This is a genomic window from Mariniflexile sp. TRM1-10, from assembly GCF_003425985.1.
GTDB lineage: Bacteria > Bacteroidota > Bacteroidia > Flavobacteriales > Flavobacteriaceae > Mariniflexile.
This window is the reverse complement of record NZ_CP022985.1, coordinates 3,983,322-3,996,087: the sequence shown is the minus strand read 5'-3', so window position 1 is coordinate 3,996,087 and position 12,766 is coordinate 3,983,322. Positions and strand designations below refer to the sequence as shown.

Annotated in this window: 8 protein-coding genes; 3 read left to right on the top strand and 5 right to left on the bottom strand. The window is 34.1% G+C overall.

The annotated features are described in order from the left end of the window. Positions 1–105: 105 nt before the first annotated feature. Complete coding sequence (locus CJ739_RS16600; RefSeq protein WP_162880249.1) at positions 106–2,736, top strand: hypothetical protein; 2,631 nt, start codon at positions 106–108, stop codon at positions 2,734–2,736. A gap of 246 nt (positions 2,737–2,982) precedes the next feature. On the opposite strand, the gene CJ739_RS16595 is transcribed toward CJ739_RS16600, so the two are convergent. Beyond that, positions 2,983–4,002, bottom strand: a complete 1,020-nt coding sequence (locus tag CJ739_RS16595; protein WP_117177315.1) for a DUF3667 domain-containing protein — start codon at positions 4,000–4,002, stop codon at positions 2,983–2,985. Between the two features lie 346 nt (positions 4,003–4,348). Between CJ739_RS16595 and CJ739_RS16590 the strand changes: the two genes are divergently transcribed. Both CJ739_RS16590 and CJ739_RS16585 read left to right on the top strand, forming a co-directional pair. Beyond that, positions 4,349–4,996, top strand: a complete 648-nt coding sequence (locus CJ739_RS16590) for a hypothetical protein (RefSeq protein ID WP_117177313.1) — start codon at positions 4,349–4,351, stop codon at positions 4,994–4,996. A 442-nt stretch (positions 4,997–5,438) separates the two neighbouring features. Beyond that, a complete protein-coding gene (locus CJ739_RS16585) occupies positions 5,439–6,698 on the top strand; it encodes a hypothetical protein (protein ID WP_117177310.1) in 1,260 nt (419 codons plus the stop codon). Positions 6,699–6,742: 44 nt separating this feature from the next. Here the strand turns inward: CJ739_RS16585 and CJ739_RS16580 are convergent, their stop codons facing one another. From CJ739_RS16580 to CJ739_RS16565, 4 genes are all read right to left on the bottom strand, one after another. Beyond that, the gene (locus tag CJ739_RS16580; protein WP_117177308.1) at positions 6,743–7,267 is read right to left on the bottom strand and encodes an IS110 family transposase; all 525 of its coding nucleotides are present in this window, start codon (positions 7,265–7,267) and stop codon (positions 6,743–6,745) included. A 300-nt stretch (positions 7,268–7,567) separates the two neighbouring features. Continuing rightward, a complete protein-coding gene (locus tag CJ739_RS16575) occupies positions 7,568–9,025 on the bottom strand; it encodes an oligosaccharide flippase family protein (RefSeq protein WP_117177306.1) in 1,458 nt (485 codons plus the stop codon). Next, positions 9,026–10,303, bottom strand: a complete 1,278-nt coding sequence (locus CJ739_RS16570) for a glycosyltransferase family 4 protein (protein WP_117177304.1) — start codon at positions 10,301–10,303, stop codon at positions 9,026–9,028. Next, on the bottom strand, positions 10,296–12,737 hold the full coding sequence (locus CJ739_RS16565; RefSeq protein WP_117177302.1) for a YfhO family protein: 2,442 nt from the start codon (positions 12,735–12,737) through the stop codon (positions 10,296–10,298). Before CJ739_RS16565 ends, CJ739_RS16570 begins: the two co-directional genes overlap by 8 nt. Positions 12,738–12,766 lie beyond the last annotated feature (29 nt).

Sequence of the window (12,766 nt, the reverse complement as noted above, 5' to 3'; positions counted from 1 at the left end):
CAAAAGTGCTATTGATTTATTAATAACTGCCCTATATTACACTCAATATCACACGATGCTGTGTGGTTTTATGTTAATTTAATTCAAATAACTAAACTATTAATTATGAAAAAACAAATTACTTATTTACTATTTACGTTGCTTTTTGCATTGACGTCCAGTCAGGTGATGGCGCAAAAAAATGTCTTATATATTTTAGCAGAAGGTGTTAAAATATACAATGATAACCAAGTTGCCGGTGCAGGTTATGGCACCAATGCTCCCGATACTAGTTATGGTATTGTTACCAAATCTTCCCTGCTTTACAATGATCCTGTTTCAAGGATGCTAAAAGCTGATCCAAATTTTAATGTGGTTACTATCATAGCACAAAATGGTGCTGGTTCTCCAGCTTCATATGTTGTTGCACTTAATGGTACAGTTCCTGCTGGAAATTCAATGGCAGTTGCGACAGGTATTGACCAAACTGGCTTTGATTTAATTATTGTAACAGAAAACGTAGCTACTTATAATTTTATGAAGGCAAGTGAAGGAGGAGCATTGACACCTGCAAATATTCAAGCACCAATTATTTATAGTAAAATGCTTCATTTTAGAAATAATAATACAATTGCATCAGCTTCTGCCGCAGTTACAAAAACATTAAATTTATCTATGAGTGTTGTCGATGCTTCTAGCCCATTATTTACAGGTTTAGGTCTTTCTAATGGTGATGATATACCATTGTTCCTAACGACTTCAGATGATTATGGACAAGCCGGCGGGAATAGATCAATAGATGTTGCTAACAGCGTTGAAATAACTAGCGACGGTGCTACTCCAATTACAAACACCTTGTTGGCAACAGTTCCTGAAATTACAACCCCAGACCAAGCTATTGGTATTAATTATTTTCCTGCAAATACACATCTTGGTACCGATGCTACTGGTGTTTTGGCCCATGATGCTATTGCATTACCATTTTCTTGGGGCGCTAGTGTAAAACAAGATGGTGGTAATATAACCTCTCAATATTTAACTATTTGGAGAAATGCCGCTTATATGCTTACTGGCTTAGCAAACCCAGGTGGTTTAGTTGCTAACCCTAGCGCTTCTGCTTACGAAATGGTTACTGCTACATATTATCATGATTTTAGAGGAGGGGACGCTTCTTCATTCCTTGGCAATGTTACTACCCCTGGCACTCCTTTAGCAAGTATATCTCGTATATCAAATGTTGATGGCTTTACTGAGTTAAATGTTGTAAATGCTACCACTTCAGCACAGTCAAGATTCAAAAGTGATGGAGACAACATTTTAAGTCCTTCAATAGACTATGTTAGTGTTCGTTATATTGAAGATAGTGGCGATAATTTTTATGATGCCACTTTAGGGCTTCAATTAAAAGTAGGAAGTGAAGTGCATATTAAAACCCTTAGCGGAGGAAAAGTTACAGTTCCTTTAATGCCCGAATCTACTCTTGACTACAATGTAAGCGCACCAAACTTTAATAATGGTGCTCGTGCTGGCGTTGTAGATGGTACAAGCCTTACTGGACCTAGCACAGTAACATATAATCAAGATATTGATGGGGCACGTGCTGATGATTTTACTTTTGAATATTATGGAAATGCTGGTGGTATAGATTTTAATTTTAAAGTGATTGCCGATGGGGCAGGTACAGATATGTACTTACCTTATATACAAGTAGACTTTAATTTATTACAGAAAATACCACAAGAGATAGCTTATGTACAGGCTTCGGCTTATGCTGGGACAGAAGCGGAAGGTGCATCTTCATATACCAATGACCCTATAGTTAGAATGTTTAATGCAGATCCTAATTTTAATATTACTGTGCTTACAGTAGATAACGACGGAACAGGACTTGACCTTACCGGGTATGACATGGTTATTGCACAAGAAACTTTTACTTCTACCGCAAATATATATAAGCCCACAGGACCATTAGGTATTAAAAATCTTTCAATCCCTGTAATTTATAATAAATCTTGGGCTTTAAGAAGTGGTAGAGCTGTTACAGATGCTGATGCTACTATGGCTATTTCACCTGCAACTACGCTTACAGTAAATCCTGCAAATCAAGCCAATCCATTGTTCAGTGGAATCTCATACATAGGAAATGACTTTATGCTTTATAATGAAACATCAGACAATAATGGTGGCACAGGTACTAATTCCATTGATGTTTTGAATGAATTAGATCTTTCAGTAACAGGAACTTTATTAGGTACAAACCCTAATGTTACCGTTGTTGATAAAGCCATTGTAGTTAATGATATTCCTGGAGGCACCAAATTTGGAACAGGCACAGATGATATTCTTCCACTTACTTCTCGAATGATTGCTTTTTCTTTTAATTATGGAGCGATTATAAAAGGAGATGGTGCCAATATTACTTCTGAAGCGCTAACCCTTTGGAGAAATGCTGCTTACATATTAACAGGGCAATCTGTTCCGCCAAATTTATATGTAAATCCTGATTATGTTACTTTAAGCATAGACAAAGTTGGTGAAACGTCTGCTGTTTCTTCTAACGTTAAAGCTATTGGAAATAGAATTTATGTGTCTAATGTAAAATCTGCTACCGAAGTTAATATTTATAGTATTACTGGTGCTTTGGTTAAAACAATTAAAACAAACGAGGATACTGATTTTAATTTCAAAACGGGTATTTGGATTGCTACTGTTAAAACCTTTGAAGGTGCTAAAGCAGTAAAATTATTGACGAGATAATTCGTTTTTAAATACAATTAATGATAGAAGTCGTCTAAAATTACTTTTTAGACGACTTCTTTTTTTTTGTGAAAATTGAAAAGAAATAAATTCATTTTAGCTGGTATACCCAATTTGGTCCTTATTATTGCACCTAAATAAGAACTAGTAGGAAGTTAAATGGGCAGTCCAGAACAAATTAGTAAAATTAAAGCGTCTACAAACGAAAAATATTTAATAGTCTAGATTTAAAAACTTTCATTAGAATCAATAAAACAAAAATGCAAAAACAAACAAGATACTAGCTGCCAATGGCATTACAATCATTAAAAAAGTTAAGGATGCAATTCCACTTTTCAACAAACTAACTAAGTATCCTTGATTATAAAAACGCTTTACAGCTAAAACTAAATAGAAAAAAGTAGTAAGCAAAATTAATAGAGTTAACCAAAAAGGTGCTTTCCACACCAAACCTACTAAAACCATTAAACTAAAAACCATAAAAATAAATGCAAAGAAATAAAAACTAAATACTAAATGATGTGAAAAACTTCCTGTTTTAAAGTATAATAATTTCAAAATAAATGCAAAGATTGGCAACAAAACAAACATAGCAATTGGGATAGTATCTAAAAAAGCTTGATAAATCGAGCCGCCATTTCTTTGTTTATAAAATTTAAGCATTTGTGAATACACTTTTCGGCTAAATGCTCCAGCATCATCTTTCATACCCATAGCCCTGTATATGTCCTTGTCTGGAGCATTAATTTTAATTAATGAATCTACTTTCTTTTGACTAAAATCAAAACTCAAACCCGCTTTTAAATCATTACTACTCAAATCTGCTGCAATACTTTTGTCTTTTATATTTTGGTCTATTCCATTTATCTTTAAAGAGTCCAATATGTTATCATAGTTAGCAGAGTTGGTCATAACAGGGTTTGATTTTTGTAAATTTTTATCAATTTCTTCTACTTGATTGCGACTGATAAAAGAGAATAAAAAGAAAAATACCACTGAAATAAACAAATACATTTGTGCGGGATGCAAATACAGCAATCGCTTTCCCTCTATAAAACGCTGTGCCAAATAACCAGGTTTCACCATGAGTGGTATAAAACTTTTAAAAAAACGGGCATCTACCGAAAAATAATTACTTATAGTGTTGTAAAACAGCACCTTTAAGGTTAGGTTTTCGTTCGATTTTTGTCCACAATGCGGGCAAAATTGAAATCTATCTTCAAATTTTTGTTCACAATTATCGCAAATGATATATTTTTTTCTCATTGAAAAAGTTGGTTTGTATAAAATTAAATATTTTTTCAATAAAAATGCAAATCTTCAATATTTTCATAACTATCTATTATTCAGTTTTTTAAAAATTAAAATTATTTACGTTTTTGCACAAAAAATTGTTAAATAAGCTCAAACTTTTTTTTTGGCACACATGTTGAAAATTTGAACAGTAATTGCGAAAGCCGAAACGCTTAAAAGTAGGCAGAATATTAAATATTTGAATTATGAAATCGCCATCATTTGGAAACCCAAACTCCAATGAAAATAAAGCGATTGCTTCTCCAGTTCGCTATCGCTCGTGTCCATATGACCTATAAAAAACAATAAATATTTACATATGAAAAGAACAGTATTTTTAATTGCAGGTTTATTAATGGTATTAACAACTGCATCAGCAACAGATTTAAGCAAAAACAGCAAAGAAAACGATATCGATGTTACAAAACGCTACCGCTACGCGCAACCTATAGTGTTTGTAGAACGTGGCGTAGAATTTTTAATATTTCCTGATGGTAGTTTCGATTTTAATGCCAATTATCATGATGACTATTATAATTCTAACTCTAGACGAAACACAATTAATGCATCCTACAATGACCCACGAGTAAGCATTAACTATACGTCATCGACACCAAGAAACACCTATATTTCCCGTGATAGAAGTGGTAACATACGAAGTATCGGTAATGTATATTTAAACTACGATAGATATGGAAAAATTACCCGAGTTGGCTCTGTGTTTATAGATTATAGCCGAGGGAGAAACGCTACCCTATCACAAGTTGGTGGCTTAAGAGTTAACTACAACCATTGGGGAGAAATTGTTTCAGTTCGAGGGGTTGTAAACCAACACAATCGTTTTAATGATTACCATATTGATACCCATAATACTTGGACACATAACAACCAACATTGTGATAACGATGACGATTTCTACTATTACAAGCAACATGGTAAAATAAAAAAAAAGAATAAATGGCAATAAAAAATTTCTTGAAACAGACTATCCTCGAGGCAGAGCCATAGAGGTATACTTCGACTAGGCTCAGTACAGGTTTCGCCTGTTTCATTTTGACCTCAGGGTCAAAAACCGAAATTTTGTATTTTACCTCACCCAGAACTGCCTTTTCGGGCAGTTCTGACCTCTCCTCCAAAGGAGAGGTGAATTGGACACCCCGAGGCAGGGCCGTCGGGGAATTATTTAGATTAAAAGCTTAAATGGCATTTAGTTAGTTGAAAATCCTGAACTTAAAGTTTTAAAGTTCAGGATTTTTGTTTTTATAAGTAAGATCGTTTGATTAGAGGTTCTATATAGATTGTTAAAATTTCAAAATATAATATTCAATTACAGGTAGTTATATATACACGTTGTTTTTTGGCACGCTGTTTGTAATTACATAAACGTATCACAATTAATACTCACAATTATGAAAATTTCAAATAAATTTCACGAACACGTAATCAGATTAAATGTCGTGAGTAAAAGGTTTATATTTTTGTTAGCAGGTTTAATCCTTACGGGATTTACCGTTAATGCAACCACAACTCATACAGAAAACACAAATGCTATCTACAACAGAGGTTACGGTAACTCTTTCATTTTTGTTGAGGATGGTATCGAATTTTCAGTGTTCCCCGATGGGCAATTCGATTTTAATATTTTACGTGGCAATTCGCGTTTAAACGTTTCTGTTGGATCACCAAATGTAAATATCAGTTTTAACTCTGGATACGATTATAATGCCTATGTACAATATGACGAATATGGTGCTATTATTCAAATAGAAAACACACCTATTTATTACGATTATTACGGGCGTGTTTCCCAAGTAGGAAACGTAAATATAAACTACAATAACCGTGGGTATGTTACCCGTGTGGGTGGTTTATATGTCCACTATAACAATTATAATGTTTTTTCACATTGTACAGGTTATATAAATGTTTATAATAGACATTATGTGTACAGACCTTGGCATCGTTACTACAGTGTTCCTGCATACGATTATTGTGTCGTTTACAACAGACCATACAGACAGTATTACCAACCGGTACGCTACGTGTACAACAGACCGTTTCACAACAATTACAGACCAAGAACTGCTATTTACAGCAGACGTGGTGAAACGATTGAAAGAAACAGAAGTTATGCGACTGCGTACAGAAGCGATAGAAACGTCACCCAAATTAACAGAAATGCAATTTCTAGAAGAGAGCTTTCAGATACTAACAATTCTAGACGTTATGATAGTAATACCAATAGAAGTTCTAAAACAGTAAATAGAATTGATAATAGATATGACAACTCAAATAACAATAGAATTTCTAATAACAATAGAGTTTCTAGAGATAATAATTATCAAAACAATGACACCAAAAGAACCAGAGAAAACGTTAATAGAACTGTAATACAAAATAATTCTAGAACAAATGATGTAAGCCGTACAAGAAAAAATATGGTTGTTCAAAAACCAAATAACAATAATTCTCGTACATATACTAAAAGCAATACAAATACCAGAAGTATGCCGCAAGTAAAACAACGTACCTCGCAAAGTAAACCAAGAGCAGCAGAACAAAGAACTGTTACCAGGTCTACACAAAGCAAACCAATGGCTACGCAAAGTAGAGGTAACTCTGGTAATAAAAATACAAGATCGGAAGCCCCAACAAGAAGACGATCGTAACAATTTTGGTTGGTTAGTTTGGAAATCCCTGCGATAAGTTTGCCTCAAAGCAACATCGTGGGGTTTTCTGTTTCTATTCCCGCGCAGGCGGGAATCTCTTTAATTAACGTGAGTTTAATATCAGATAATAACTTTTGCCTTGTACGAACTAAAAGCCGTTCCTCCAGCAGTTTCTGATTAGGCACATAAATCCCTTTTAATGCCTTATTTCTTAGTGACCTTGCTATCTTACGGGCGTCACGCTTATCACTTTTCTGTTTTTTCTCTTTATTGGTAGTAGGGATATCCGAAGGATTGACCACTAGATTACAAACTCCTAGCTTTTCTAAATCGTGTGCTATCCAAAACCCACAAAACCCTGCTTCATAGGCACTATAATAATTGCCATTAGGAAAATTTCGGTGTAAATAATTTACTAAAACTATAGGTTGCGGCGGTTGGCTAAAAACTTTATGCTCATAACAATCCGTTAAAATACATATTCCCCAACTTTTCTTGTGCACATCTATCCCAATGTAAATACTCTCATTGGAGTAGTCTACTTTTTTTGTAAATTGTAGCTCTTTCATATCTGAAGGTATTATTTGGTTAATTTTATACTTAACAAGTTAATATTTATACTTGACAAGTTAATAATGCCTTCAGGTTTTAGTCTCACGGTTTAAACATACAAACTCGATATAAAACGATATGCAAATTATTGATTGTTATATGATTAAAGAATAGTATTTCTGTCACCTCGAGCGCAGTCGAGAGGTTTTTAGACTTTGACACCTTTAAATGAGGTCTCGACTGCGCTCGACCAGACAGTGTTAATGCAAATAATTGATTATCAGACAAGAATAAATCGAACTCTCTTTAATTAAAGTCTATTTAATCTTCAAATACTTCTTTATAACCAACGAAATATCTTCGGAAACATCCAGCTTTAAAATAGTTAGAACATAAAAAACGCTTGCTAGCAGTGTTTTCAAACCAATGTTAATAATGGGGTGAAATGGAAATTCCCAAAAATAGAAAAACAAAACACTTAGCATAATCAATAATAAAACTTTAGCGGTATCTTTATTAAAAGGCATCATATCAAACTTAATCTTTACAAAGTAAATTTTAATGGAATTATATACCGAAACCGCCAAAAACGTAGCAAATGCCGCCCCATTAATACCAAACATGGGTATAAATAGTATATTAAGAAACACCGTCAAAACCGTTAAAATAACTCCAAACAACAAAACTACTCGATAATAATCGCTATTAAATAGTACCACATTATTACAGCCCATTAAGCAATCGTAAAGTTTTGCTATTCCTACCATAAACACCACAACAAGCCCACCACTAAACTCTTCTGGTATAAGAAGATACAGGGTGTTTATATTTATAATGATGATTAGAAATATAAATCCGCCAATAATAAATAAGGTTTGCGAACTTCGTATGTACAAATCTTTAAGGGCTACCTTATTTTTATCATTTAAATACTGTGCCGTTAATGGTTGAAGAATTTGTTGCATAGAGCGAGATGGCACAACAATAACCGTAGCAATATAGATGCCCACACCATAATATGCTACTTCCTGAATAGGAATGTACATACCCAACATAAACGAATCGATGTCTAAAATAATCGTTGCAATAGACCCTGCAACAATTATTAACGCAGAATATTTTAAAATAGCACGCAAGCCTTCGATTCTATAAAACTTTATAACAGGAAATCTTACTGTGAAGGCATACAGCTTCATAATAAGCATGCGTAAAATATAAACGCCTACTATGCCTACAATGAATTGTTCAACATCCAGCCATTTAAAATATACCGCAAACAAAAGGAGCATCACACCTACCCTGTGAAACACTTCTTTCATGAAATTACCAAAAACGGTTTGCAATTGCGTTTTAGACCAAGCAAAAAACACCTCGAAATACGCCATAGCAATAGCTGATACAAAAATGTACCATACATAATCTTTAACAATGGGATTTTTTTGTGATAACAATTCGCCAATAGCTTCGTAAGTAAAACATCCTATTAAACCAATTGGGATAATAAGCGCTAAAGGCAAAAGGAGCATGAGTGTTAAAAAACTGTTTAACGAATTCTTGGTTTTAAATGCAGAATAGAATTTTATTATAGTGTTATGGGCACCAAACGCCATTAAAGGCATGATAATGTTAGCGGTACTCAGCATAAATGCTACCAAACCATAATACACATCAGAAATAAAATAGGTATATAAAAATAAGGTATTGAGTGCACCAATACCAAAACCAATATAGGTTGAAATGGTGTTTTTAAAAGATTGTGATGTTACAATGCCCATTTATAGTAATTTCGATAATGCCTCTGTTAGCGATTTTCGGCTGTATTTTTGCAAACCTATGGGGTGTACTTGCAATGACTTGTTTTTATATGCTTTATAATGCTCTAAGATAGTTGTTTTTAACAAATCATAATCTGTATAATTAAAGTAGTTGCCAGTATTGGTTTCTTGAATGATTTTTTCAACATCGGAATCTTTTGGTCCAATAGCTACAATAGGTCTGTTAGAAACCATATACTCAAATAATTTCCCAGGAATAATACATTTCGTTTCATCTGAATCTATTTCAATCAACAATAGAATCTGTGATTTTTTTTGATATTTAATAGCTTCTTTATGCGACACATAACCTATATTATTTATATAATCACTTAAATGATACTTTTCAATGGAATAAAGCACATCACCACTAACAAAGCCTATAAAATTAAGCTGAAGATCTTTTAAAAAGGAATCGTTTTCTGCAATTAAATCACTTAAAACCCTCCATAAAATTTCGGGATTACGCTTGGATAATAACGACCCAATATGTGCCAATGTGAACTTAGAATCCATTTTAAAATCCACAACCGATTCTTTATCGTAACCATTGGTTATGACCTCAATAGACTGATTCGTTATTTGCTGAAACTCTTTTTTCGTCTTGAAACTCGTAACAATTATTTGGTCGGCAGTAATTAAAACCTGTTTTTCTAATTCTTTGTGCTTTGCTTTTGAAGATTCCGTCAGTTTTAACTGCTTGTGATACCCGATGGTCGTCCATGGATCCCTAAAATCTGCCACCCACTTCACGCCTAGTTGTTCTTTTAATTTTAAACCTATTAAATGCAGACTATGCGGTGGCCCCGTAGTGATTATGGTTTCTATGTTTTCTTTTGAAATATATTCTGAAAGAAATACTACCGAAGGTTTTATCCAACCTTTACGAGCATCAGGTATAAAAAAATTCCCTCTTATATATAGCAGTAATTTTTCAACGAAGCTTTGGGTTTTCTTTTCGGAAATCACCCCTTTACTAATGGTTTTTGATGTTTTTTCCGAAAACAAATCCGCCAATTTATATGGCTCATTAATAGGTTGCTTAATGATAGTAAGCGCACTAGAAACTTCAGAACTTAAACTATTATCCCTTAAAGGATATCTTGGATTTTCAGGAATATAAACAATCGGCTCAATATTAAAATCTGGCAAATACTTTACGAATTTTAACCAACGTTGCACTCCTGGACCACCTGCAGGCGGCCAATAATAAGTTATTATGAGTGCTTTTTTACGCACCTTTTCCTGATTTCTTTTTAAACTCGTAGAACAAACCTCCTAGCAACAACAAGCCAACCAAAATAGAACTTGCCAATGCAATACTACTGCCTGTTTTTACTACATCGGGGTCGAACTTAAATTCAATGGTATGCTTTCCTGCTGGAATCTCCATACCTCTTAAGGTATAATTTACACGGATATGGGTCGTTTCCTTGCCATCAATAAATGTTTTCCAACCGTTACCATAATAAATTTCAGAAAACACTGCAAATCCCTTATTTGAGTTGTTTGATTGGTATTTAAGATAGTTTGGTTTATGCTCAATTAATTTTATGGAGGCTAGAGAATCCACTTTGAATTTAGGGATTTCTGAAGATTTATAATAAGATCCAAAATCGGAATTATCAAATACAGCAACGTTCTTGTTGTCCAAACTATCCAATACTTTTATTTCTTCATTGGCAGAATCAACACGCTTTAGCTCCTTAACAAACCATGCATGTCCGTTGGCTTCATCGTTTTTATAAGGAAATAGGTTTCCATCTTTATCTTGCGCAATAATGTACTTGGTGTTAAGCATGTTAAGCACATTGATATTGTTCTTGACTATATAAAAATCGAATAACTCGCTGTAACGTTTTAATTCGGCAGCGTTATACCCATTAAGTGAATTGTGAAAATACGATGGCTTAGCTGCACCACCAACCAAATCAAATACGCGATAATAACCGGTGTCCTTTAAAATATAATTATCAACCTCGGTCGCTTCAAAAGGTTTGTTAACTTGAATAGCCGACACAAAGTCGTCGTTGTTTACATAGCGTCTATCTACGCCAACCAAATCAAACAAAATAAGCGCTCCAAAGGCGACAACAACCCATTTCTCTTTAAGCTTGTTTTGCAAATACATATAAATAGCACCTGCTGAAAGCAATACCAAGATTAATGTTCTAATAGTATCGTTAGTGAAAATGGTTCGTCTGTCCTCCCTTAAGGCATCAACAAATGCTTCGCCGTAACTTTGACGATAAAAACCATCATTCGCTCCAACAAAATCAAATAATGACGATTTGAATAGCAAAAACACAAGTGCCAAACCACCTGTTATAATGGCTGAATATTTCAAAGCTTTCAGTTTTTCTTCTTTTTTCTCAAAATCGTTAAACAACCTTACCAATCCAAAAATAGCCAATACGGGTATACATAATTCTAAAATAACCTGGATAGAAGTGACTGCTCTAAATTTATTGTACATGGGCACATAATCGATAAAGAAATCCGTTAGAAACCCTAAATTTTTCCCGTAAGACAGCAATAACGACATTACTGAACCACCAACAAGCCACCACTTTAAGCGTCCTTTCACCAAAAACAATGCAAAAACAAATAAGAATAGCACCACTGCTCCAATATATGCAGGTGCTTCTACAATAGGCTGATCGCCCCAATACATAGGCGCCCGTTTCGCTTCTTGCGCCGCTTGGGTTGTGGTAGCTCCTAATTTTCTAAAAGCTTCGTAGGTAGCTGAATCTTTACCAACATCTTCTCCATTACCACCTCCCATAAATCTAGGGATAAACAGATTAAATGTTTCCGCAAATCCATAGCTAAACTGTGTAATATAATCTTTATCTAAACCAGAAGTAGCTTCTTTTGGTGAGCCATCAGGATTGATGGTTAACTCACTTTTACCACGCGTACTCTCTTTAACGTATTCTTGGGTTGCCAATACATTGGTAGCGTTTAAAGCAATAGATAAAATAACGGCAACCGTTAAAAGGCCAATAGTTTTAAAATAATGAGGCAGCTCTTTCTTTTTATAAGCGTCGATTAAATATGCAACACCTAAAACAAGAACCAAGAGCATCAAATAATAAGTCATTTGAAAATGGTTTGCCACCAGTTCCAGCCCCATCGCTATGGTTGTAAGCAAAAACCCTGCAATATAGCGTTTTTGAAATGTTAGCAAAATACCACTTAAAACCAATGGCATATAAGCAATGGCATGTGCTTTACTGTTGTGTCCAACTCCTAAGATTATTATTAAATATGTGGAAAAACCAAACGCAAGCGCGCCAATGGTTGCCAGTTTAAAATCGACTTTCAATACCAACAAAAGGATGTAAAACCCTAACAAATATAAAAATAAATAATCGGCGGGACGTGGTAAAAACCGAAGTGTTAAGTCTAGTTTTTTAATATAGTTATGTGGATATTTTGCCCCTAATTGATATGTTGGCATCCCTGCAAAGGCACTATTTGTCCAATAGGTTTCTTCACCGGTTTCTGCTCTAAAATCATTTTGCTGCTTGCTCATGCCAATATATTGCATGATGTCGCTTTGAAAGATTTGTTTTCCTTTTAAAACCGGATTAAAATATGCTAATGATATAATAATAAACCCTAGAACAACTAGAACGTGCGGAAGAAGCTTTTTTATTGAAAACTGCATGAAAATATTTTAAAAAAGAATGGATGTGA